This window comes from Kitasatospora sp. NBC_00039, from assembly GCF_045160625.1.
Lineage (GTDB): Bacteria > Actinomycetota > Actinomycetes > Streptomycetales > Streptomycetaceae > Kitasatospora.
The window spans coordinates 786,962-810,559 of the sequence record NZ_CP108289.1; the positions used below are offsets into that span (position 1 = coordinate 786,962).

Consider the following 23,598-nt stretch of genomic DNA (forward strand, 5'->3'; position numbering starts at 1 on the left):
GACGAGAACGCAAGAGGACACCGCCATGGGCGTCGACACGGCAGGCACGGCTGACGCGACGGACGAATACGGCATCCCGATCATCCCGGATCCCACCGACGCCGCCCAGCGCAAGCGCCAGGCCATCATCGACTCGGCGGTCACCGAATTCCTGGCCGCGGGATACTCGGCCGCCTCCATGGACGCGATCACCAGCCGGTCCGGCGTCTCCAAGGCGACCATCTACAAGCACTTCGGCAGCAAGGAACGCCTGTTCCTGGCCGTCATCGGCGGCATCCTGCCCCGCACCTACGCCGGGCTCGAGTCCTGCACCTCCACCATCGTCGAGGCCCCCGACCTGCGGGCCGCGCTGATCGACCTCACCACCGCCTGGGCCCGCATCCTGCTGCGCCCCGACATCATGTCGCTGCGCCGGCTGGTCATCGGCGAGACGGAGCGGTTCCCGCAGCTGGGCCAGCTCTGGTACCGGCTCAGCTACGACATGATCAACGGCCCGCTCGCCGAGGCCTTCGCCGAACTGGACCAGCTCGGCAGACTGGACGCCCCCGAACCCGAGCTCGCCGTCCAACAGCTCGTGGCCGCCACCCTCGGCGTCCCCCAGCTGATGGCCACCTTCACCCCCGACGCCGACCTCGGCGAGGCCGAACTCGCCCACCAGATCACGTCCGGTGTCGACCTCCTGCTGGCCCGCTACGCGCGCTGAGCACGCACGGGCAGGCCGCACCGGGCCGCGCCCGGCCGAGCTCGGTGATCAGAACAGCCGGTGCCCCTCGACCCAGACGGTCCGCTTGCCACTCGCGCGGACGAGGCGGAACTTCCTGACACCGGCGTGCGCCCGGCCGACCTGGACGAATGTCAGCCCGCCGATGAACCCCACGGCCGCCAACAGAAGGAGAATGCCCAACTGGCCCGTGGCCCCGGGATCGTTCTCGTCGACGGTCTGCCCACCCAGGTGGACGACCATGGGCACGGTGACGAGCAGCGAAATCAACAACGCCCACCCCACCGCCTGATAGACCAGCCGCTTCGAGCGCGCCTTGGCACGGCTCTCGACCGTGACACAGAAATTGCGGCGGCACCGGTGACAGGTGAACGGGACGACCTTTGCACCCTGCTCCGGCCGGGTCCTTTCCTCTCCCGAGATGTGGCCGACACTCCAGTTGACCCTGGTCGCGCTGAGTCCGGCCTCGACGCTCACGCGGCACCCCAGGGCCAGCGCATAGCGTTCGTCCACCGAAACCTTCCCGGCTCTCATCTTCCCCCCTACCCGCCCGCGTGCTCCGCGGGGTGAGTCAGAGTACTGCGCGGCGACCTTGCCCGGAACCCGGAACAGCCGACCGAATCATCTACGCCGAATGCGTCGGAGATACCGGCGCGAACGGCACCGGAATCCCTCGGAAACCGGTCCGCTTCCCGCTGAATGACGCGATCGAAATCACCGAGGAACGTACCGTGGAAATCGTCGCCACCTGTCGGCCGGGCGACAATGGGCATGAACATGGCCGTGTTCGGGTTCCGCATGGGCAGCCCACCGGACGGACCTGCGCGCGGGCCCGTCTCGCCACCCGCGAGGCCCCCGCAAAGCGATAGGAATGGCAGACGTCCGCTCAACCACGGCAGTGCTCCGCGAAACGGCTTGCGTCAAAGCTCGGACACCCTCCTGGCGGAGGCGGCCTGACGCACCGTCCGCCTGCGTGACGATGTGACAGCAGCTGGGCGAGTCCCGGCACAGACTGCCGAACAGGGCGTAGCGCACTGCGGCAGGGCCATTCACCCGTGCGCTGTGTGCACAGCTGCCGCCGAGGGCCCCAGGCCAGCCGCTCGGCCGGTCCTTGAGAGAGCCGGGAGGCGGCATGACGTCTCGGGTGGCCACGGAGCTGGGCGGCCCGCTCTTCCGACCGGCCCACCGGCGGTGCGGCTCGGCGCGTTGAGCCAGCGCGAGGCCGGGACCCGGGGGGCGCAGGATGCGGCCTGCTGACAGCAGGTGTAGCAAAGGGCCTGAACCCCTGTTAGGATCCCGCCCGAGTGGTCTAGACCGGTCTCGCCAAAAGTCTAGACCATCCAGAGCAGTTGGTCCAGGCCCATCCGCGAAGTCGCCGTGCTCCACCCCGGATCGGCCGAGGCCGGGCTCGTAGACGCCGCCACGGCATCTCGCGCCACCCCGTCCACCACCCGAACGTCCAGCTGCTCCAGGCTTCACCCCCGCCGCACCCGGGCGGGAAGCGCAGTACACACGGTCCACTTCATCCCTCAAAGAGGTCCCTCATGAAGATAGCCAGACGTCAGGTCGGGCTGCTCGCAGTCCTGATCCTGGCCTCTGCGGCGGTCGTCGGCATCACCGCGCCGACCATCGCGCAGGCCGCCACCGCACCCCCGCAGACGATCCCGGCGTTGCAGCAGTGGACGCCCGGCAGCACCTCGTACTCGTTCGGCGCCGGCACGCGCATCGTGGTGGACAGCGCGTACGCCTCTCAGCTGGCCGGCGACTCGGCCGTATTCGCCGGCGACATCCGGCAGCTGACCGGCGTGAGTGTCCCTCAGGTCACTGCCTCGCCGGGCTCGGTGGGCCCGGGCGACATCCTGCTCACCCTCGGCGCGAGCGACACCTCACTGGGAACCGAGGGCTACTCCCTCAACGTCGGCTCCTCGATCACGGTCCAGGCGGCCGGCGACGCCGGGGTGTTCTACGGAACACGCACCATCCTGCAGTTGCTCAAGCAGAGCCCGGTGATCCCGGGCGGCTCGGCCCGCGACTGGGCGGCCTACACCGAGCGCGGCATGATGGTCGACCTCGGACGCAAGTACTACTCCGTGGCCTGGTTGCAGAACCAGATCAAGGACATGGCCTACCTCAAGCTCAACTACCTCCACCTCCACCTGTCCGACCGGCTCGGCTTCCGGCTGGAGAGCAGCACGCACCCCGAGGTCGTCTCCGCCCAGCACTACACCAAGCAGGAGATCCGCGATCTGGTCGCCTTCGCTGCGGCGAACCACGTGACGATCGTGCCCGAGCTGGACATGCCCGGGCACATGGACGCGATCCTGACCGCCCACCCCGAGCTCAAGCTCAAGGCCGCCGACGGATCCACCCCGGACGGCAGCAACATCGACCTGTCCAACCCCGCGTCCTACACCCTGATGAAGGACCTGATCACCGAGTACGTGCCGCTGTTCCCCTCCGCCTACTGGCACCTGGGAGCCGACGAGTACGGCGCGAGCTACAGCAGCTATCCGCAGCTGCAGGCCTACGCGAAGCAGCAGTACGGGTCGGCCGCCACCGCCAAGGACGTGTACTACGGCTTCATCCGCTGGGCGGACGGCGTCGTGCGCGGCGCGGGCAAGACCATGCGGATGTGGAACGACGGCATCCATTCCGGCGACGGCACGATTCCGGTCGCCTCGGACATCGTCGTGGACTACTGGTACAACTACGGCCTGTCCCCGCAGCAGCTCGTCAACGCCGGGCACGTCGTGAACAACAGCAGCTGGACGCCCACCTACTACGTACTGGGCGGTTCAAAGCCCGACACGACGTACATGTACGAGCAGTGGAACCCCGGCATCTTCCAGAACAACCAGACCATCGACGACAAGTCCAAGGACCTCGGGGCCAAGCTGCACGTGTGGTGCGACCACCCGGACGCCGAGACCGAGCAGCAGGTCGCGGGCGGCATCGCGAACCCTCTGCGCGCCCTGGCCCAGCAGACCTGGGGCTCGCCGAAGCCGGTGGCCACCTACAGTGAGTTCCAGCAGGTCATCACCACCGTCGGCCACAACCCCGGCTGGCCCCTCGACGTGGCCGCAGGCGACCTGGCCCGCAACAAGCCGACCACGGCCTCCTCGACCGAGACCACGGCCTTCCCCGCCGTGAACGCCACCGACGGCAGCTACGGCACCCGCTGGTCCAGCGCACACTCGGACCCGCAGTGGCTGCAGGTCGACCTCGGCGCCGTCCACACCATCGGCGAGGTCAAGCTCACCTGGGAGAACGCCTACGCCAAGGCCTACCAGATCCAGACCTCCAACGACGGCTCCACCTGGACCACCGTCTACGCCACCACCACCGGCACCGGCGGCGTCAACGACCTCACCGGACTGACCGGATCAGGCCGCTACATCCGCATGCTCGGCACCCAGCGGGCCACCACCTGGGGCTACTCCCTGTGGGAGTTCGAGGTCTACGGCTCCCGCGCGGACCTGGCCCAGGGCAGGCCCGCCACCGCATCGAGCACCGAGTCGGGCCTCAGCCAGCTCGCGCCGTCCTTCGCGGTCGACGGGAACCCGGCCACTCGCTGGTCGAGCAACTACTCCGACCCGCAGTGGCTCCAGGTCGACCTCGGCGCCGTCCACACCGTCGACGAGGTCAAGCTCACCTGGGAGAACGCCTACGCCAAGGCCTACCAGATCCAGACCTCCAACGACGGCTCCACCTGGACCACCGTCTACGCCACCACCACCGGCACCGGCGGCGTCAACGACCTCACCGGACTGACCGGATCAGGCCGCTACATCCGCATGCTCGGCACCCAGCGGGCCACCGGATTCGGAGACTCCCTGTGGGACTTCGCGGTCTACGGCGCGTAGGCTGGCCGGCCACTGCGGCTTGAGGCCATCACGGACGTGACGAGTTCCGGTTGTTCGGGGCGACCTTCCTAGGACGGCCCCGGACAACCGGAGCTTCGTCGCGCCGCTTCCCGGGTCCCGGACCAGGCCAACCATGGGACCAGCCCAGTAGTCCAGACATGCACTATCGACCGCTTCGACATTACGGGGACCTGGAGCCGTTCTTCGCGCTCCCGCCCACGGCCTCCTCCCCGGTCGGGTCACGATCACCGGAGCCGAGCGCCCGCTCGGGGTTGCCCTGGCCCGTCAACTCGCCGGCCACGGTTGGGACGTCACCACCGTAGAGCCCGAGCCTACCCACCGCGGCTACCCCCGCGTGACCGAGATGTCCGGCGACCCGGTACACGTCGAGCATCGCTCGAGGGCGCGTTCACCGGCGCCACCGCTGTGCCGCGAGCGCCGCGGTCGGCCGGGTGATTTCACCAGTCCGAGTCGCGCAGGTCAGGGCCTATCTCATCCGGCCCAGCATGACGCCTGATGCCACCTCATGACACCCAATCCGTGAGAGGCACGTAAGTGGCTGTTGTCGTACCGATCTCGGGGTTTGTCTATCGAACGATGTTCAGGAGGCCCTGCTCCAATGGCATCAAGTGGCGGCGACGCCGACCGGCTTCCCGCCGTGGGACCGGGTATACGCGTTCTTCCGCCGCTGACGTGATCAAGGAGTTCCACGACCGGCTGCGCGCGCAGGTCCGCATCCGTTCGGTTTGGGTCGGAGCTAAAGCTCTGCACACCCTTCGGTCGCGATGCCGTCCGCCCCCGACGCCTGGGGGAGCGCTCCGGTCGGGAACATTTGCCAGAGGTGGCGGTGCAGGGTGGCGGCCAACCCGGCGGCCGGGAAGGCTTCCACTCCGTTCGGCGCGGCGAGGCGGCGCGAGGGTGCCGAGGCACGGCGCGGGGGCGCATGGCAGGGGCCCGGGCGCGCTCCCACCGAACGGTCTTGCCGCACCGCCGAGTTCAGCCTCCACGCTCGGCCCGCCGCCCGACCGCCCGGCAGCGCGGCGGCGAGGCTGGACGAGGACACCGCGGCACATGAGGGGCGCACGGCCGGTCCGAGCATGCGCGGGCGTACACGCGAACTCCACAACCGATGGCTGTGATTCCGTGCGCCCCTGGTGGGCGGCGTGGCGCTGAACCGACGATGGCTCACGGTTCGGACGGCCCGTCATCCGACGATGCGTCGTGGACCGGGCCGGGGAACCCGGCCCCCCTGCGCCAGGTCCGTCGGTCGGCGGATCCGGGCACCTTCGGGAAGGACGTCCATGTCACACCGGTCCACCGCCCTGCTCCGCATGCTGGTGCCGGCGGCGCTCGCCGCAGGCGTCATCGTGCCGCTCTCGGCAGGCGTCGCCTCCGCCGCGCAGCCGATCTGTCTGAGCGGCACCCTTCAGTTCGACTACCAGTCTGCCGAGGCGGGCACCGCCAAGCCGACTCTGACCCGGGCCGCCCGCAACGCCTCGGTCGAGCTCTGGGGCCGAGAGAAGTCGACCGACACCGACCACAAGCTGAACACCGACACCCAGCTGACCGGTGCCGCCGACGGTTCGTTCAACCTCTGCTACACCCCGGTCAACACCACTGCGATGGACCACCTGTTCGTGCACTTCGCCACCCGTAACAACCAGGTGTGGCGGGTCGCCGACTCCAGCGGCACGGTCTACACCTACGACACGCCGACGCAGTCGAACATATCGGCCAGTGTCGCTCTCGGCGCCGTCAAACCGACCACCGCGGCCCGCGCCTGGCACGCCTTCGACACCGTCAACCTGCTCTGGTCGCGCCGGGCCAACTCGACCACCCCGTGCTGGACGGCCGCCGAGACGAACGCCGCGAGCTGCACCACGCTCACGGTGCGCTGGCAGACCGGGTCCTTCGACGGCCCGTACTACGACCTGTCGAACACCGTGCACCTGTCCGACACCGACCCGGACTCCGAGCACACCGTGCTGCACGAAGCGGGCCACTTCTTCCAGAACCGGCTGTACAACGGCACGTTCCCGACCGTCACCAACTGCAACCCGCACTTCATCCAGCGGGTGTCGTCCGCCACCTGCGCCTGGACCGAGGGCTTCGGCGACTCGGTGGCCGCCTACCTGCTGGGCGACCAGCGCTACGTGTTCCCGGACGGCTCGTCCTACCCGTTCACCGCCGCCGCCAACTGGCAGACCGGCGACCAGGTGCAAGGCAACGTGGACGGCGCGTTGCTCCAGCTGTGGAACCAGGTGGACGGCAGCTGGGACCGCACCATCACCACCCTGGCCTCGCACACCCCCGCGACCTTCGCCGACTGGTTCAAGAACGTCCGCCCGACGGCCGTGCCGCCGCTGTCCACCACCGGCGCCGCGCTGACCGCACTCGACACGCACGCCATCAACTACGGCCCCACGGTGGTCGGCGACAACGCCTACCACGCGCTCAGCAACGGCGGTGGCGTCGCCCTCCAGCGCGGCGGGACCTGCAGCGTCACCATCTCGTCGGTGGCCGAGTTCGCCGCGCTGGACACCTCCCGAGCCTCGCAGCGCTGGAAGTTCACCGCCAACGGCGACGGCACCGTGCGGATCTACGACAGCTGCCCGATCCCGCTCTACCTGACCGCACCGACCACCGCCGGCGGTCAGGTCTCCCTTCAGGCCGTCAACCTCGGTGGCTCCAACCAGAAGTGGCAGGCGACGCAGAACGCCGTCGGCACATACACCCTGACCAACCCGGCCACCGGCTTCGTCCTGGACGGCAACGCGACCGCGGGCCAGGCGGTCACCGCCAACACCGCTTCCGCCGGCTCGGCCAGCCAGAACTGGGCGTCCGTCTTCTCCATCTCCTGATACCGGCCTTCGATCCGTAGGTTCAGGGTTCGAGCCGCTGGCGGCCCACCTCTTCAAGGCCCAGGTCAGAACCCAACTGACCTGGGCCTTTTCGTTTTTGGCGCATCCGCGAGACTCGATACGAGCCGCGATCGGGCGGTTGATATGCCCGGATTGGTCCCGTGCGGGGACTGCGCGGGGATATCCCCCCGGACGGCCCTGCCCTTGCCGACAGCCTCATCCGCCCTGGTGAGAGGCACTGCGCGAGGGTGCAATGGTGTCGACCTCGTCGGTCTCGCCACGGATGGGAAGGTCAGGCCCGGGACGCTCCGAGGAACCGCAGCACGGCCAGGACGCGGCGGTGGTCCGCGTCGACCACGGGCAGGTCAAGCTTGGCGAAGATGTTGTTGATGTGCTTCGCCACAGCGCTCTCGCTGACCACCAGCGCCTGCGCGATGCCGGCATTGGAGCGCCCCTCGGCCATCAGGCCGAGCACCTCCCGTTCGCGGGGGGTCAGCCGCGCGAGCGGGTCGCTGTCGCGCCGCAGCAGCAGCAACTGGGCGACGACCTGCGGGTCCAGGGCCGTGCCCCCGTCCGCCACTCGCCGGACCGCCGCCACGAAGTCGGCGACATCGGCGACCCGCTGCTTGAGCAGGTAGCCCACACCGCTGGTGTTCGCAGACAGCAGGTCAGCCGCGTACCGCTCCTCCACGTACTGCGAAAGCAGCACCACCGGCGTCCCCGGCCAGCGCCGACGGATCTCCATCGCCGCCCGCACCCCCTCGTCGGTGAAGCCGGGCGGCATCCGGACGTCGATCAAGGCGAGTTCGGGCCGGTGCTCCGCCACTGCCGCCAACAGCCCCTCCGCGTCGCCGGCTTCCGCGGCGACCTGGAACCCGCCCATCTCCAGCACCTTGATCAGGCCGACCCGCAACAACACCGAATCCTCGGCGATCACCGCGCGCACGGCAGCTCCGCGGTGATGGTGGTGGGCCCGCCAACGGGGCTGCTGACGTGGAAGGCCCCGTCGAGGGAGCCGACCCGCTTGGCCAGCCCGTTCAGCCCCGTGCCGGCGGCGGCGTCGGCACCGCCCAGCCCGTCGTCGGTAACGCGCACTCGCAGCACCTCTCCGACCTGACGGACTATCACCTCTGCATGCATCGCGTTGGCGTGCTTCGTTGCATTGGTCAGCGCCTCAGAGATCACGAAGTACGCGACCGACTCCACGTTGGGCGCCACCCGCTCCTCCAGATTGACCCGCAGCCGCACCGGCAGGGGCGTGCGGGCAGCCAGCCCGGACAACGCCGCGTCCAGACCTCGGTCTTCGAGCACGGCCGGGTGCAGCCCCCGCACCAGGTCATTGAGTTCGGCGATCGCCTCCTTCGCCTCCAGGTGCGCTCTCGCGATCACCTCGCGGTCATCACTCGGCAGGTCCGGGCGGGCGGCAAGGGCCAGACCCAGGTTGACCGCGAGAGACACCAACCGCTGCTGGGTGCCGTCGTGCAGGTCGCGCTCGATCCGGCGGCGCTCCGCGTCGACGGCCTCGATCAAGTCGGTCCGGCTCACGGCCAGCTGATCGACCCGCTCCTGGAGCCGCTGCGCCCGGCTGGGCCCGAGCAGGCCCAACGCCAGCCGCGCCTCGGCCCGGGCCACTGCCCGCGCGGTCCAGGGCAGGGCGCACAGGAGGAGGAGTCCAGCCGCTGTGTAAGCCGGCAGCTGGGTCAGGTAGCCGAACCAGTCCTGGCGGATTCCGGTTGGCAGCGCCCATGACCAGGCGTAGGCGATGACGCCCGCCAGGCACGCCGCTGCCACCGCGAGCACCAGCACCTCCAGCAGCGCGAGCAGCGGGCCCAGCAGGAGGTGGTAGCCGATCTTGCGCCAAGGCCGCGTCGCCGCGAGCCACCGGGCGGTCGAGGCCCACGTCCATCGTTCCGGCGCGGTGGGGGCGAGCCGGGGGACGTCCACACCGATGAGCACCCGGTAGCGAGCCCGCTGAACGGCCGTCAGCACCGGGGTTCCGAGCAGGACCAGGGCGGCCGACATGGAAACCGTAAGGAGCCAGTTCCCCGTCCTGGCGGTAGTCGCCGCCGCCCAGGCCCACACGGGCACCAGCGCCAGGTGCGGCAGCACACCAGCGGCAAGAAAGCCGGTGTCCCGCCGCGCCCGGAGGACCGTGCGTCTCAGTCCAGCTGGAATCGTCATGGCACGACGCTAGGGCACCGCAGGAGGACGGTGCCATGAAACCTGTACCCGATCTCATGGTGAACCTAGTACCAGCTGTAGATCTTGATCTTGGCCTGTGGGCGGACAGTGTGACGGAGCACCGCAGTTTGCGAGTGGTGCACGATAGTTTGCGAGTCCTGGTCAGATGACGCTGAGTTACGGCCGCCAAGCCGATCACACCGCTCCGGCCTTGTAGGATCTCCGCATGCCACAGCCTGAAGAGCCGCACATGCCGGTAAACGGGGACCACGTGCGCCAGGCCGTCGCCTGCTGCGTCCACGTCCTCGAAGGCGTCCCGACTGCCCAATGGCACGCCCAGGCTGGCGGCTTGGAGTGGACCTGCTGGGAGACCCTCGAGCACCTCGCGGACGACCTGCTCACGTACGCGCTACGGTTCGGGCTCGCGCAGCCCATCGCCGCACCGCGCGTCCCGCTGCGCATTTCCAGTGATCGACCGGATGGACCGGCCAATGTCATCTTCGGGGACCACGAGGCAGGACCCGGGGGACTCCTGACCGTCGTGGAGGCCTGCGGCGGACTGCTCGCGACCGTCGTCGACACCACCGACGCAGCCACCTTGGCCCCGCACGTCTTCGGCGCCTCCGACCCGGAAGGCTTCGCAGCGATGGGCGTCGTCGAGACCCTGGTTCACACCCACGACATCGCCCAGGGTCTGAACCGCGTCTGGGAGCCCCCGCAGGACCTGAGCGAGCGAGTCCTCGCGCGGCTGTTCCCCGACGTCACCGTCATCGATACCCCGTGGTCGACTCTTCTGTGGGCTACCGGACGCATTGAGACGCCTGATCGCCCCCGCCGAACGAACTGGCGCTGGCACGGCGCACCGCTCGGCCGCAGCTGACCCGTGTGGCTTTGGTAACGGGTTGCTCGGCCTCGTCCTCGACCGCGTTCGGGTCCTCGTAGAGGGCGAGCTCGGCCTGACGCGTGCGGCTGGCGCGTGTGTGGCAGCGCGTCGTGCATGCGGTGCGGGTGCTGGTTACCCGGCTCGCTCAAGCCGCGACGCCTTCGCCCAGCCCGCCACCGCGCTGGAGCAGCAGGCCGCGGCGGCCCTGGCCCCGGAAACCCCAGGCGCCCCAAGCACCCCGGAAACCCCGGACGACCACCCCGGCCTGGACGACCTCACCCTCGCCGCCGCACGCGAGTACGGCACGCTCCTCCAGGCCTATGAGCGGCTCTTCTGGGAGACGCTCACCACCCCCGCCGGCTGATCCCGAGGGGGCGTCGGGTGGTCCGCTCCGCCGGACGCCCGCGACGTCACGCCTGCCAGTGCGGTTTGCCGCTGACCATCCGGCAGTAGATCACCCGGCCGCCGGCCTCATGGGTGCTCTTGCCGAGGTCGGCGTTACGGCAGAACTGCCCCGCCTGGTAGCAGTTGCCGGCGTTGGAGCGGATCTCGCAGTCGCCGGCGGCGGCCTTGGTCTGGGCGGGCTCGGGCTCGGGGTCGGCCGGGGGCTGGGGGGTGGTCGCCTTCGGCTCCGGCGCGGCTTTGGTGACGGGCGCCTGCGGCTTGGGGGCGGTCGGCGCGGGCGGCTGTGACGCGGGCACGGTGGCCGCCGGGGGCGGCGTCGGGGCGGCCGGGGCCGACGCGGGCGGGGTCGGGACGGCCGGGGCGGGGGTGGTCGGCACGGGGGCCGTGGTGCTGGGCGTGGCCTGCGCCGTCACGGCGGGCGCCGAGGCGGCCGGTGGCGCCGCGGCGCCACCGGTCTCCGGGTCGCAACCGGTCAGGGCCAGGCCGATGGTGAGGACGAGTCCGGCGACGGAGGCCAGTCCGCGACGGCCGCCGCGCATCCGTGAATCCATGAGGGGAGAACACTCCGTTCCACTTGAAAGAGGATCGTGATTCCATCAGATCGGCGACACCGTGCCCACACGGTTCGCGCACTTGTTGGCAGATCGAGACCTCCCGACTACGGAGCGTCGGCGATCGCCCCGGCAGTGATCGCCGGCGCCGTGATTCCGCCCCCGGGCGCCGGGCGCCTCTGGCAGGATCGGCCCGCCGACCACAGCAGCCGACCGGAAGGAGTCCGCGACATGCCGGACAGCACCTCTGCCCGCAGCGTCCTGGCCCGCTATCGCCAGGCCATCCTCGACAAGTCCGCCGACGACCTCGCCGGCCTCTACGCGGAGGACGGCGTCCACGAACTCCCCTTCCTCTTCCCGGGGATGCCCACCGCCTACCACGGCCGCGAGGAGGTGCGCGCCGCCTACCGGGCGGCCTGGAGCGCCAGCCCCGCGAAGCCGCTGGAGATCCGCGAGGTCGCCACGCACGAGAGCACCGACCCCGAGGTGATCGTCGCCGAGCAGCTCGTCCGCGGCGAACTCACCACCACGGGCCGACCGTTCAGCTTCCCCGGCCTGCTGGTGCTGCGGGTCCGGGACGGCCTGATCGTCCACGCCCGTGACTACATGGACGGCCTGACCGTCGCCCACACCATGGGCCGCCTCCCGGCCGTGGCCGCCGCCCTCGGCGCCGCCGGGAGCTGACCACGGGGTTGTGCGGCCGGGGTCGGCAGACGGGGCTGCGGGAGCGGGCCCCGCGCGGTGACGGAGCAGGGCCGGAACGACCCCTGAGCCGGGCCGCCCGCCGCCGGGCAGCCGTCTCCCCCCTCCGCCGGACAGGGCCTAAAACCCCCGATCGGCCGCGTTTGCCCGGGTTTACGCCATCCCGTTGCATACGGTCGGTGCCGTCCCGACCGAACCCCGGTCGGCAGGCCAAGGAGACCGGCTGCCGTGCAACGCAAGTGGTGGACCCTCATCGCCGTCTCGGTCGCGACGTTCATGCTGCTGCTCGACATCACGGTGGTCAACGTCGCCCTGCCGTCGATCCGCAAGGACCTCGGCGCCAGCTTCACCGACCTCCAGTGGGTGTTCGACGCCTACGCGCTCTCCCTGGCCGCGCTGGTGCTGACGGCCGGTTCGCTCGCCGACCGGCTCGGCCGCCGCCGGGCGTTCGCCGTCGGCCTGGTGATCTTCTCCGGCGCCTCGCTGCTCTGCGCCCTGGCACCGAACCCCACCTTCCTCAACGTGTCCCGGGCCGTCCAGGGCGTCGGCGGCGCCGTGATGTTCGCGGTCTCGCTCGCGCTCGTGGCCCAGGAGTTCCCGCCCGGCCGCGAGCGCGGCACCGCGATGGGGGCGTACGGGGCGACCATCGGCGTTGCGGTCGCGGTCGGCCCGCTGGTCGGCGGGGCGCTCACCGACGCGCTCGGCTGGGAGTGGATCTTCTACCTCAACGTGCCGATCGGGGCGGCCGCCCTGGTGGTCACCTACCTCAAGCTGGCCGAGAGCCGTGACCCGAACGCCACCCGGGTCGACTGGGCCGGAGTGGTGACGTTCAGCACCGGGCTCTTCCTGCTCGTCCTGGCGCTGGTACGCGGCAATGCCGAGGGCTGGGGCAGCACGCTGATCGTGTCGCTGTTCATCGGCTCGGCCGTGGTGCTCGCCGCCTTCGTGGTGATCGAACTCCGCGTCCCCGAGCCGATGCTGCCGCTGGGGCTGTTCCGCCGCCACGCGTTCACCGGCGTACAGCTGGCCGCGTTCGCGGTGTCCAGCTCGCTCTTCGCCCTGTTCCTCTACCTGACGCTCTACCTGCAGAACTACCTCGGGCTCTCCCCGTTCGCGGCGGGCGTGCGCTACCTGCCGATCACCGCGCTCAGCTTCCTCGTCGCCCCCCTGGCCGGGTTCATGCTCTCCCGGGTGCAGGCCCGGCTGATGCTCTGCGTCGGCCTCGTCGCGGTCGGCGCGGGCATGCTGCTGATGGGTGGCATCCAGGCCGACGACGACTGGACGGGCCTGCTGGCCGGCTTCCTCGTAGCCGGCGCGGGCGTCGGCCTGATCAACCCGGTGATCGCGGACGTGGCGGTGAGCGTGGTGCCGAAGGAGAAGAGCGGCATGGCGGCCGGCATCAACGACACCTTCCGGCAGGTCGGCATCGCGGTCGGCATCGCCGTCTGGGGGGCGATCTTCGTCGGCCGGGGCGCCGACAAGGTCCGCGAACTCACCGCGGGCACGCCGACCGCGGAGGGCGCCCACCCGCGCGAACTGATCGAGGCCGCCTCCTCCGGCAGCCTGCCAGAGGCCCTGGACGCCCTCCCCGAGCCCGCCCGGCAGGCCGTCCGGGACGCCGCCCGTGCGGGGTTCCTCGACGGCCTCAACACGGTGCTGCTGCTCGGCGGCCTGGTCAGTCTGGTCGGCGCGGCGCTCGCGCTCTGGCTGGTCCGGGAGAGCGAGATCGACCGCACCGAGGCCTAGGTGTGGTGTCTCACGACATTGGTTCCTCGAAGTCCTCGATGGTGAGCTGCCGCGGGAGGACGCCGAGCGGGTGAACGGGTGCGAGGCATGGTTGCCGTGACCGTCGCGGTCGCCCGGAGCTCGGAGGAGGACGAAGTCCGGCGGCCGATCTGCCGCAGCCGGCCGAGGCAGCCTCGGAGCTGTCGGCCGATGGTTCGGCACCTACGCCCGAAGCGGACGGGCGAGGCGTTCGGTCAGGAACTCGCGCTCGGCGTCGTTGTCGGTCAGCTCCAGTGCCTGACGGTAGGCGATCGACGCCTCCCGCGAGCGGCCCAGCCGGTGCAGCAGGTCCGCCTTGATCGCCGGCAGGTAGTGGTATCTCGCGAGCCGGCCGTCCTTCTCCAACTCCGCGACCTGTTCCAGCGCCTGCACTGGCCCGGCGACCATCGAGACCGCCACCGTGCGGTTCAACGCCACCACCGGTGAGGGCCACACCGACAGGAGCTCGTCGTACAGGGTGATGATCTGCGGCCAGTCCGTCAGGTCGTAGGACGGCGCCTCGGCGTAGAGCGAGGCGATGGCTGCCTGCAGGAGGTAGCGGCCCGGTCGCCCGGAGCGCAGCCCGTCCACGATCAGATCATGCGCCTCGGTCATCGCCGAGCGGTCCCAGAGCGATCGGTCCTGGTCCTCCAGTCGCAGCAGGCGACCGTCGTCGTCCCGGGTGGCACGCCGGGCGTCGGTGACCAGCAGGAGAGCGAGCAGCCCCCGCACCTCCCGCTCGTCGGGCATCAGCTCCCGCAGCATCCGGGCCAGCCGCAGCGACCGGTCCACCAGGTCCCCCCGCACCAGCGATGCGCCGGACGGCGCGGTGTGCCCGACGGTGAACAGCAGATGGATCACGCCGAGCACCGAGCGCAGCCGATCCGGCAGCTCGGCCGCCCCCGGCAGCCGGAAGGGGATCCGCGCAGCCGCGATCTTCTTCTTCGCCCGCTTCATCCGGGCGGCCATCGTCGGCTCCGGGACCAGGAACGCCCGGGCGATGTCGGCGGTCGTCACCCCGCACACCAACCGCAGCGTGAGTGCCAGCTGCGCCTCCTGCGCCAGCGCCGGATGGCAGCACATGAAGATCAGTCGCAGGCGCTCGTCGGGTACCACGTCCTGCGGCTCGGCGGCGGCCGGTTCGTCGATGGCCACCTCGTCCTCCGTCTCCTCGGGAACTACCAGCAGCGGGAGCTTCGAACGGAACGTCCGCTCGCGCCGTACCGCGTCCATCGCGCGGCGCTTGGCCGCGGTGGTGAGCCAGGCCACCGGGTTGTCCGGGATCCCGTCGCCGGCCCAGCTCGCCAGGGCCGCGGCATACGCCTCCTGCACGCACTCCTCGGCCAGGTCCAGGTCACGTGCGACGCGCACCGTCGCGGCGAGCACGAGGGCCCAGCCGCGACGGTGCGCGTCGGCGACCGCCGTTTCGACGTCTGCCGGGAGCGTCATACCCCAGCGGGCCGATCCGCGACGAAGCCGCCTTCGATGGGCCGCACCTCGACGCCACCGCCCTGCTGCGTGGCGGGATTGGCCCGAGCGATCTCCAGAGCGGCGTCCAGGTCGGGCGCCTCGATGACGGCGAAGCCGGCGATGACCTCCTTGGCATCGACGAACGGGCCGTCCGTCACCAGGTCGCCGCGGATCGAGGTCGCCGTGTCGGCGGCGGGCTGCAACGCGAACGCCGCCAGCAGGGAGCCGGACTTCACCATGTCCTCGAAGTGGCGGTCGTGGGCCTGCCCCGCCCCGGGAACGGCCTCGGCCACCTCGACGTGGGCCTTCGCGTAGATGAGGATCGCGTACTGAGCCATGGCGGCCGTCCTTCCAGGTGGTTGTTGTTGCCCGACACCCTTATGTCGAACGGCCGATCCCGATTCGACAGTCCTCCTCGAAATTTCTTCGGCTGATACCCCGCAAGCCGACCACCACTCAAGCAGACGCGGCGGACCAGTGAGGCATCGGCCCCGCCGGTCCGTCGCCGGGGCACGACTAGCCGATGGCGAGCGTGAAGATCTTGTCCGCGCCGTCGGCCGCCCCGCCGTTGTTGTCGGCGTTGGTGGTGGTGAGCCAGAGCCGGTCGGCCCCGGGCACCTTGGACACCGTCCGCAGCCGGCCGTAGGTGCCGACGTAGTAGGAGGTCGGCGTGGAGACGTTCTCGGTGTCCCCGTCGATCGGGATGCGCCACATCCGCTCGCCCCGCAGCGCGGCCATGTAGACGACGTTGCGGACGATCGCGATGCCGCTCGGCGAGGCCTGGTCGACCGGCCAGCTCGCCTTGGGATTGGTCATCCCGGCCACGCTGCACGGGCCTTCGCACGTGGGCCACCCGTAGTTGGCCCCGGGCTTGATGAGGTTCAGCTCGTCCCGCTTGGAGTCGCCGAACTCCGCCTCCCAGAGCCGCCCGTTGCGGTCGAAGGCCAGGCCCTGCGGGTTGCGGTGGCCGTAGCTGTAGACGTAGTTGCCGAACGGATTGCCGGGGGCGGGCTTTCCGTCGGTGGTCAGCCGCAGGATCTTCCCGTTGAGCGTGTTCTTGTCCTGGGCCAGGGAGGACGTCTGGGCGTCGCCGGTCGACGCGTACAGGTACCCGTCGGGGCCGAAGGCCAGCCGACCGCCGTTGTGGTAGCGGTTCTTCTTGATCCCCTGGAGCAGTACCGTGTAGCCGCCCAGGCTGCTGCCGTTGTACGTCATCCGCACGATCCGGTTGCCCTCGGCCGCGGTGTGCATGAAGTACACGTAGTGGTTGGCCGACCAGTTGGGGTCGACGGCGGTGCCGAGCAGACCGCCCTCGCCGTCGGTGGTGACGGCGTTGGGCACGGTGCCGACCTCTGTCCTGGTGCCTGCGGTGGTGAGCCGGAAGACCTTGAAGCTGTCACGCTCGGTGACCAGCGCACTGGTGCCGTCCGGCAGCCAGCCGATGCCCCAGGGGACCGTCCACCCGGCGGAGAAGGCGGTCGGAGAGCCCGGGACGCCGCCGTCGGCCGGGCAGGCGCCGGTGGTGAACGACACGGTGCCGGACGGCGCCGAGTAGCCTCCCGCGGTGTCCTGGGCCACGACGGCCAGGGTGAACGGGGCGTCGCAGGCGAGCCCGGTGACCGTCGCCGTGGTGGCCGGCGGGGTGCCGGTCACGGTCTTCACGACGGCGGAGCCGCTGCGGATCTCGTACCCGACCACGCCCTTGTCGTCCGTGCTGGCAGCCCACTTGAGGGTGGCGCCGGTGGCGGTGACCGCCGAAACGACCGGCGTGCCCGGCCGGCTGGGCGGCGGGTCGGTGCTCGCCGCGGTGGTGCAGTCCACGGCGACGCTGGCCGGTGAGGCGTTGCCGGAGGCGTCGCGGGCGATCACCGTGAGGTTGTAGGTAGTGGCGGGGGTCAGCCCGATGAGCTTCCAGGACGTCGCCGTCCCCGGCGCCTCGGCGAGCTTGTTGCCGTGTTCGTACAGGTCGTAGGCGGTGACGCCGACATTGTCGGTGGCGGCGCCCCAGCCGAGCGTCAGGCCGTTCGACCCGATGCCGGAGCAACTCGGCGGGCCGGGACGGCCGGGCGGGGTGGTGTCGGCCGCGGCGCCCACCCGCAGGCGGTCCAGGTTGGGCCCGCCGTCGGCGGTGGTGGCGGTGGCCCGGATCCGGTTGGTGCCGGCTCCGAGGCCGACGGTGACGGTCTTCTCCGCCCAGGCGTCCCAGTCGGCGCTGGGCGGGAAGGCGACACCGGCTGCGACGACCTTCCCGTTGACCGCGATGTCCATCGGACGGTTCGCCGTGCCGGCGTTGGCGTACCGGAAGGCCAGCGAGGTGGTGCCGGCCGCGGTGGCGCTGACCGTGAACTCGACGGCGGAGCCGGTGGTGTTGGTGTAGTCGACGAAGCCGGTACCGGTGTACCCCGTGTGGTTGGCGGCCGTCTTGGCCTGCATCAGCAGGGCGTCCTCGGCCTGGTAATCGGTGCTCGCCGTGACCGCCGGGGCGGCGGTCGCCGACGGCGCCACCGTCACCCCGAGGACCAGGCCAGCGGTGGCGAGTGCTGCGCCCCCGGCCCTGGCGAGTGCCGTCCGCGGGCGGCGCGGGTGTGCCATCGGGGTGCTCCTCAACCCTGGTACTGGACGACGATCTTGGTGAACTCGTACGGGGACTGCGCGATACCGCTGCACGCGTCGGCGTCCGCGCCGGAGCCGCAGGCGCGGTCGCGGTTGACCGACCAGAAGGCGAACCGGGCGAGGTGGTGCTGCTTCGCGTAGCCGAGGATGGTGCGGAAGTCAGCGGTGGTGACGGTCTCGCCTGCCTCGTCGGTCTTCCCGTTCATGGATGACACGCCTGTGTGCCGGTACGCGGCGTCGTCGCTGTAGCCGTAGGCGCTCTTGACCGCCGCCTTCAGGCCGTCCAGGGCACTGACCGTGGCCTGACCCATGGTGCCGCTGTGGCCGCCGAAGTCGAACGGCATGACGACCCAGCCGTCGTTGGCCAGCCCGGCCGCGGCACCGCGCTTGATCAGGTCCTTGCCGGTGGCGTCCGGGCCGCTCGGGGTGGTGCCCATGGTGATGTAGGTGACGATGCCGGGGTTCCTGGTCTTGACGATCTTCAGGGCGTCGACCACCCGCTGACGGACCGTCGCGTTGGAGAACTCGGTGTTCTCGATGTCGATGTCCAGCGCCTTCAGCCCGTAGGCGTCGATCACCTTCTGGTAGGCGCCGGCCAGCGCGCTCGCGCTCGAGCACTTCTCGCCCAGCTTGTTGCCGCTCCAGCCCCCGACCGAGACCATGACGTCGCCGCCGGCCGCCCGGATCGACTTGATCGCGGCCTCGTCGGAGCCCCCGGCCAGCGGCCGGCTGCCGTCCCACTTCGGGTTGCAGCCGCCGTCGGAGAGGATGAAGGCCAGGGTGAACCACTTGACCCCGGTCGCCTTCATCACGTCGGTCGGCTTCTGCGGACTGCCCCAGCCGAGGTACTCGTACGGCGCGGCAGCCATCCCGGGTACGGCGCTCGCGGCGGCGGGGGCGGCCGACGCGGTGTTCACGGGTGCCAGCAGCAGGGCGGCCGGGCCGAGGGCGGCGGCCAGCAACGGGGCGGTGAGACGGACTCCTACAGCCTTGTGCATGCCAACTCACTTTCATCGGCCCGCCACTCGGAGGCGACAGGCCGGGGGGAGGACGGGAGAGCGCCGCGGCAGCCGCGGCGGGCGCCACCAGAATCGGGGCACCGGGCCGCGCGGTCAATGACTTTCGTTAGGAAAGTTTCCCAATGATCGACCCGTTAACCCCCGTCAACTCCGTCACCTCCGGTCAGCCTTGACGAATCTAGTAAAGCTCCCTAACTTGAACCCCCGCGCCCCAGCCGGGCGCCCACTCCCCCAACTCCGGAGGCCCACGGTGTCGTCCCCAGGTCTGTCCCGAAGAATCGGCCTCTTCCAGGCCACCGCCATCAACATGAGCCAGATGTGCGGCATCGGACCGTTCGTCACCATCCCCCTCATGGTCGCCGCGTTCGGCGGCCCCCAGGCGGTGATCGGCTGGATCGCCGGCGCCGTGCTCGCCCTCGCCGACGGCCTCGTCTGGGCCGAGCTCGGCGCCTCGCTCCCCGGCTCCGGCGGCACGTACGTCTACCTGCGCGAGGCCTTCCAGTACCGGACGGGCCGGCTGATGCCGTTCCTCTTCGTCTGGACGGCGATGCTCTTCATCCCGCTGATCATGTCCACCGGCGTGGTCGGCTTCGTCCAGTACCTCGGCTACCTGTGGCCCGGGATGACGGACGGGCAGGGTGACGCGGTCGGCCTGGCGTTCTGCGCACTGGTGGTCCTCCTGCTCTGGCGTCGGGTCGAGAACATCGCCAGGCTCACCACCGTGATGTGGGTGGTCATGATCGCCTCCGTGGCGGCCGTGATCCTGGCCTGCTACACCCACTTCAGCCCGAGCCGCGCCTTCGACTGGCCCGCCCACGCGATCGAACTCACACACGGGCAGTTCTGGCTCGGCTTTGCGGCAGGCCTGACGATCGGCATCTACGACTACCTCGGGTACAACACCGCCGCCTACCTGGGCGCCGAGGTCCGGCAGCCCGGGCGGGTACTGCCGCGCGCCATCGTGCTCTCCATCGCCGGCATCATGGCGATCTACCTGCTGCTGCAGGTGGGCGTGCTGGGGGCGATGGACTGGCACGCGATGCTGGACCCGGACTCGGTGGCGTCGAAGTCGGTCGCCTCGGCGGTGCTGGAGAGCACCTGGGGCAAGGGTGCGGCGGACGTCGTCACCGTCCTCATCCTGATCACCGCGTTCGCCTCCGTACTGGCCGGGCTGCTCGGCGGCTCCCGGGTCCCGTACGACGCGGCGCGCGACGGGGTGTTCTTCCGCGCCTTCGGCAAGCTGCACGCGAAGCACGGGTTCCCGGTGTACGGGCTCGCCGCGATGGGCGCGCTCACGGCCGCGGGTTTCCTGCTCGGCCGCCACCTGGGCAGCAGTGCGGCGCACCCGCCGCTCACGGTGCTGATCAACCTGCTGACGACGGTGATGGTGATCGTCCAGGCGCTCGCCCAGATACTCGCGGTGAGCGTCCTGCGGCGGCGCCAGCCGGGGCTGCTGCGGCCGTACCGGATGTGGCTCTACCCGGCGCCGGGCGTCATCGCCGCGGTCGGCTGGCTGGTGATCTACGGCTACGCCGACCGGAACGCGCCCGGCTTCCACCCCATCGAGTGGTCGCTGGCGTGGGTGGCGGCGGGGTGCGGGGCGTTCCTGCTCTGGGCGCGGGCGGAACGCACCTGGCCGTTCGGGCCGCGGGAGGTACGGGAGGAGTTCGCGTCGGCCTGAGGCCTCGCGATCGCGAATGGCGCGACCTCGGGGCAACGGCTCCAAGGCTGCGCGCGTCAGTGGTGTCGGTCGGCGAGGGCCTGCTCGACGCGACGCCTGACCCGCTCGGACGAGTCGGGGAGTGTGTGCGCCAACTCTGCCTCGATGCGGCGGCGTTCGGCCCGGATGAGCCGCGCGACCGGCGCGCGGGAGCAGTGGACGAACCACCAGGGGTAGAGGAGTCGGATCACCGAACGTCCCCCGGGGGCGCCCAGTCGATGCGCAGGTGGTGGACGCCCTCGGGGAGGATGACCGGGAGGGACAACGGCCCGGTGTAGTTGAGGTATTCGGCGACGACACGCTCGGCGCAGGGGCCGGTGAGGTAACGCTCGAACCACAGCCACTGCGGCCTGCTCAGCGGGCGGAACTGGAGGGCGGACCAGAGGGAGTCCAGGGCCCTCGGGAGGAGCGGGAAGGTCGTCGGCGGCATGACGCCGCCGGTGATCTCGACGGTGACGAGGCGGTCATCCCTCACGCGGCACACCCCCCGACGGTGGCGGCCGGGCCGATCTCAACCCAGACGATCTTCCCGAGCCCCGTTCGCGGGCAGCAACCCCAGCGCTGGGAGAGGGACTTGACGAGGATGAGGCCTCGTCCGTTCTCGTCATCGGCGGAGCTGGGGCGGAGCACGGGCTCCCGCTCCGCCCGCGCGTCATGCACCTCGATCCGCAGGCGGACGCGGTTGACGGAGAGCTCCAGGCGGATGCGGTTGCCGCTTGGCGTCCCGTGGATCACGGCGTTGGTCACCAGCTCGGAGACGAGCAACAGCCCGACATCGGCGAAGCGTTGACCGTCAGGGACGTCGGCGAGCAGCTTTTCGAGCAGACGACGCGCTTCACCCGGCGATCGCTTGCTGCGCAGCAGCCAGCAGCTGCTTCCAGCGGTTGCTGCGGGCGGGCTTTCGGATGTTCCGGACACGGGGGAACCACCTTCCGAATGCGGGGAATCAGGCCACGGCGACAGCCGGAGGCATGAGGCATCAACGGACAGACGCCGGGCAACGCATGTCACCGTGCGTCATCTCTCCGTCACCATCAGCATGGAGCATGGTGCGAGGCCATCGCAAGCCATGTCGGGCAAATATGAAAACTTTCAGTTCTGTCGCCAAGGTGCCGCCCCTAAGCTCGGATTGGCAGTGGCGAACCATCGCCGACGGCATGCACACTGGTCCACGGACAGCTCTGGAGGGGTTACGCAGATGGCAGTTGCAGTGCCGGCCGTGCGCTACCGGCGCATCGCGGCAGAGCTCAGGAGGCTCCGCGAGCTCAAGAACCTCTCAGCCGAGGAAGTGGTCGCCCAGGTCGACGGCCTCAACCTCGTGAAGCTCAGCAGATACGAGAACGCGCGGGTCCAGTTGAAGCCCGACATCGTTCGAAAACTCCTCGACTTCTACGAGTGCGAACCCGAGCTGAAGGAGGTTCTCGTAGAGATCCTCCGCGACCGACACCGGCCCGGCTGGGTGGCGGGATTTGATCAACTGAACCCGCTGTACCACGATCTGATCCGACTTGAAGAAACCGCCATCGGTAACAAGTCGTACGAATCTTCCTACATCCCCGGCCTTCTCCAGACACGTCGGTACGCGCACGCCATCATCTCAAGCGGCGTCTTCACGACTCCCAGCGTCGAGGCGCGCGTCGATGTGCGGATCAATCGGCAGTCAGTCCTTACACGTGGTGACGCCCCGCTGAAGCTGTGGGCGGTCATTCATGAGTCCGCGCTGACGATGAGGGCCCAGGATGGCGTGATGGCCGATCAGCTCGACAAGCTGGTCCAGTGGAGCGCCCTCCCGAATGTCAGTATCCAGGTCATGCCAGCGTTCGCCCCTCCGCACCCTGGCATGAATGGGCCTTTTGCACTCCTTGAGTTTCGCCAACGAGACCTCGACCTTGTGCTGCTCAGCGACATGCTCGCCAGCAATTGGGTGGAGAAGCCCGATCACGTCGACATCTATCGAACGGCCTTCGACGAAATCATGGCAACTGCCCTTGGTCTCGACGAATCCCTCAACATCATCCGAGAGAAGAGAGACCAGCTCAAGTGACCCACTACTCCGTCGCCTCCTCCCTCCACGTGACGTGGAGGAAGGCCACCGCAAGCAACCCGAATGAGAACTGCGTCGAGTTCGGTCAGTTGGAGAGCGCAGTCCTGGTCCGGGACAGCAAGGACGCCCACGGCCCTGCCCTCGCCTTCGCGGCCGACGCGTGGCAGGCCTTCGTCGCCGGCATCCATGCCGGCGACTTCCCCACCAACAGCTGACCCACCGCGGACCTCCAGCAGCCCCGCGCCGCATCGGCGCGGGGCTGCTCGGCTGTCCCCGACTCCGTTGCACCGGCGGCCGAGCGGGGACGCCCGAAGCCTGTCGGCTCAGGCGTTGAGTGCATGTCCGGTCGTCGAGTCCACGTGGTCCGGGATCTCGTCGTGACGATCGCCTACGGTCAGTGTCCCGGCGGGCTCGAACATGAGGATTGCGGCGCCGTACGGAGCAGACGGCTTGTGTTCCGTACCTCGGGGGACGGTGAAGACCGCCCCCTGTGGGAGCAGGACCGTGCGCTCGCCACCGGGCTCGCGCAAGGAGATGTGCAACTCTCCGTCGAGCACCAGGAAGAACTCGTCGGTGTCGTCGTGGGCGTGCCAGATGTGTTCGCCCTCGACCTTGGCGATGCGGACGTCATAGTCGTTGACGCGCGTGACGATGCGGGGGCTCCACAGCGCATCGAAGGAGGCCAGAGCCTCGCCGAGGGGGATGGGTTCGTTACTCATGAGCTCATCCTGAGCCGTTCCACACGGTCGGTGTGAGTGCTAGGAATTGCATGTGGCGAAAGAATCCTCTCACGCAGTGCAG

At 70.0% G+C, this 23,598-nt stretch carries 22 protein-coding genes; 10 read left to right on the forward strand and 12 right to left on the reverse strand.

The annotated features are described in order from the left end of the window. Window positions 1-25: 25 nt before the first annotated feature. A complete protein-coding gene (locus OG286_RS03880) occupies window positions 26-703 on the forward strand; it encodes a TetR/AcrR family transcriptional regulator (RefSeq protein ID WP_405363126.1) in 678 nt (225 codons plus the stop codon). A 48-nt stretch (window positions 704-751) separates the two neighbouring features. On the opposite strand, the gene OG286_RS03885 is transcribed toward OG286_RS03880, so the two are convergent. After that, window positions 752-1,234 (reverse strand): hypothetical protein, encoded by a 483-nt coding sequence (locus OG286_RS03885; RefSeq protein WP_396322330.1) that lies wholly within the window; start codon window positions 1,232-1,234, stop codon window positions 752-754. Between the two features lie 1,031 nt (window positions 1,235-2,265). Between OG286_RS03885 and OG286_RS03890 the strand changes: the two genes are divergently transcribed. Next, window positions 2,266-4,584, forward strand: coding sequence for a discoidin domain-containing protein (locus OG286_RS03890; protein ID WP_396322329.1), 2,319 nt, complete (start codon window positions 2,266-2,268; stop codon window positions 4,582-4,584). A gap of 1,301 nt (window positions 4,585-5,885) precedes the next feature. Continuing rightward, complete coding sequence (locus tag OG286_RS03895) at window positions 5,886-7,445, forward strand: RICIN domain-containing protein (protein WP_396322328.1); 1,560 nt, start codon at window positions 5,886-5,888, stop codon at window positions 7,443-7,445. 292 nt (window positions 7,446-7,737) lie between these two features. Here the strand turns inward: OG286_RS03895 and OG286_RS03900 are convergent, their stop codons facing one another. Then, window positions 7,738-8,391, reverse strand: coding sequence for a response regulator transcription factor (locus tag OG286_RS03900; protein WP_283471430.1), 654 nt, complete (start codon window positions 8,389-8,391; stop codon window positions 7,738-7,740). Then, window positions 8,379-9,626, reverse strand: a complete 1,248-nt coding sequence (locus OG286_RS03905) for a sensor histidine kinase (RefSeq protein WP_405364734.1) — start codon at window positions 9,624-9,626, stop codon at window positions 8,379-8,381. The genes OG286_RS03900 and OG286_RS03905 overlap by 13 nt, the downstream gene beginning before the upstream one ends. Before the next feature lie 226 nt (window positions 9,627-9,852). Between OG286_RS03905 and OG286_RS03910 the strand changes: the two genes are divergently transcribed. Then, a complete protein-coding gene (locus tag OG286_RS03910; protein WP_396322326.1) occupies window positions 9,853-10,506 on the forward strand; it encodes a DinB family protein in 654 nt (217 codons plus the stop codon). A 100-nt stretch (window positions 10,507-10,606) separates the two neighbouring features. Continuing rightward, window positions 10,607-10,873 (forward strand): hypothetical protein, encoded by a 267-nt coding sequence (locus OG286_RS03915; RefSeq protein ID WP_396322325.1) that lies wholly within the window; start codon window positions 10,607-10,609, stop codon window positions 10,871-10,873. A 46-nt stretch (window positions 10,874-10,919) separates the two neighbouring features. On the opposite strand, the gene OG286_RS03920 is transcribed toward OG286_RS03915, so the two are convergent. Further along, window positions 10,920-11,453: a hypothetical protein gene (locus OG286_RS03920; RefSeq protein WP_396322324.1), complete on the reverse strand. Its 534-nt coding sequence runs from the start codon at window positions 11,451-11,453 to the stop codon at window positions 10,920-10,922. 243 nt (window positions 11,454-11,696) lie between these two features. Between OG286_RS03920 and OG286_RS03925 the strand changes: the two genes are divergently transcribed. Further along, window positions 11,697-12,149, forward strand: a complete 453-nt coding sequence (locus OG286_RS03925) for a nuclear transport factor 2 family protein (RefSeq protein ID WP_396322323.1) — start codon at window positions 11,697-11,699, stop codon at window positions 12,147-12,149. Between the two features lie 246 nt (window positions 12,150-12,395). Beyond that, complete coding sequence (locus tag OG286_RS03930; RefSeq protein ID WP_396322322.1) at window positions 12,396-13,913, forward strand: MFS transporter; 1,518 nt, start codon at window positions 12,396-12,398, stop codon at window positions 13,911-13,913. A gap of 201 nt (window positions 13,914-14,114) precedes the next feature. On the opposite strand, the gene OG286_RS03935 is transcribed toward OG286_RS03930, so the two are convergent. The 4 genes from OG286_RS03935 to OG286_RS03950 form a co-directional block, all read right to left on the reverse strand. Further along, entirely contained in the window at window positions 14,115-15,380 is a 1,266-nt protein-coding gene (locus tag OG286_RS03935) for an RNA polymerase sigma factor (RefSeq protein WP_396322321.1), read from the reverse strand. Beyond that, on the reverse strand, window positions 15,377-15,739 hold the full coding sequence (locus OG286_RS03940) for a YciI family protein (protein ID WP_396322320.1): 363 nt from the start codon (window positions 15,737-15,739) through the stop codon (window positions 15,377-15,379). Before OG286_RS03940 ends, OG286_RS03935 begins: the two co-directional genes overlap by 4 nt. Before the next feature lie 178 nt (window positions 15,740-15,917). Then, the gene (locus OG286_RS03945; RefSeq protein ID WP_396322319.1) at window positions 15,918-17,993 is read right to left on the reverse strand and encodes a PQQ-dependent sugar dehydrogenase; all 2,076 of its coding nucleotides are present in this window, start codon (window positions 17,991-17,993) and stop codon (window positions 15,918-15,920) included. An 11-nt stretch (window positions 17,994-18,004) separates the two neighbouring features. Continuing rightward, window positions 18,005-19,012 carry a chitinase gene (locus OG286_RS03950; protein ID WP_396322318.1) on the reverse strand — a complete coding sequence of 336 codons (1,008 nt, stop codon included), beginning with the start codon at window positions 19,010-19,012 and terminating at the stop codon, window positions 18,005-18,007. Window positions 19,013-19,283: 271 nt separating this feature from the next. Between OG286_RS03950 and OG286_RS03955 the strand changes: the two genes are divergently transcribed. After that, window positions 19,284-20,714 (forward strand): APC family permease, encoded by a 1,431-nt coding sequence (locus OG286_RS03955; protein ID WP_396322317.1) that lies wholly within the window; start codon window positions 19,284-19,286, stop codon window positions 20,712-20,714. A 56-nt stretch (window positions 20,715-20,770) separates the two neighbouring features. Here OG286_RS03955 and OG286_RS03960 read toward each other — a convergent pair whose 3' ends face one another. Genes OG286_RS03960 through OG286_RS03970 form a run of 3 tightly spaced genes read right to left on the reverse strand, consistent with a single transcriptional unit; the run spans window position 20,771 to window position 21,671 of the window. Next, window positions 20,771-20,944 (reverse strand): hypothetical protein, encoded by a 174-nt coding sequence (locus OG286_RS03960; protein ID WP_396322316.1) that lies wholly within the window; start codon window positions 20,942-20,944, stop codon window positions 20,771-20,773. Continuing rightward, a complete protein-coding gene (locus tag OG286_RS03965; RefSeq protein WP_405363117.1) occupies window positions 20,941-21,228 on the reverse strand; it encodes a hypothetical protein in 288 nt (95 codons plus the stop codon). The genes OG286_RS03960 and OG286_RS03965 overlap by 4 nt, the downstream gene beginning before the upstream one ends. Beyond that, window positions 21,225-21,671 carry an ATP-binding protein gene (locus OG286_RS03970; RefSeq protein ID WP_405363115.1) on the reverse strand — a complete coding sequence of 149 codons (447 nt, stop codon included), beginning with the start codon at window positions 21,669-21,671 and terminating at the stop codon, window positions 21,225-21,227. Before OG286_RS03970 ends, OG286_RS03965 begins: the two co-directional genes overlap by 4 nt. 280 nt (window positions 21,672-21,951) lie before the next feature. Here OG286_RS03970 and OG286_RS03975 point away from each other — a divergent pair, with 280 nt between their 5' ends. Together OG286_RS03975 and OG286_RS03980 are read left to right on the forward strand one after the other, a co-directional pair. Next, the gene (locus tag OG286_RS03975) at window positions 21,952-22,797 is read left to right on the forward strand and encodes a helix-turn-helix domain-containing protein (RefSeq protein ID WP_396322313.1); all 846 of its coding nucleotides are present in this window, start codon (window positions 21,952-21,954) and stop codon (window positions 22,795-22,797) included. Continuing rightward, the gene (locus OG286_RS03980) at window positions 22,794-23,012 is read left to right on the forward strand and encodes a DUF397 domain-containing protein (RefSeq protein WP_405363112.1); all 219 of its coding nucleotides are present in this window, start codon (window positions 22,794-22,796) and stop codon (window positions 23,010-23,012) included. Before OG286_RS03975 ends, OG286_RS03980 begins: the two co-directional genes overlap by 4 nt. A 108-nt stretch (window positions 23,013-23,120) precedes the next feature. Here the strand turns inward: OG286_RS03980 and OG286_RS03985 are convergent, their stop codons facing one another. Then, window positions 23,121-23,516, reverse strand: a complete 396-nt coding sequence (locus tag OG286_RS03985) for a cupin domain-containing protein (protein WP_405363110.1) — start codon at window positions 23,514-23,516, stop codon at window positions 23,121-23,123. Window positions 23,517-23,598: the final 82 nt, after the last annotated feature.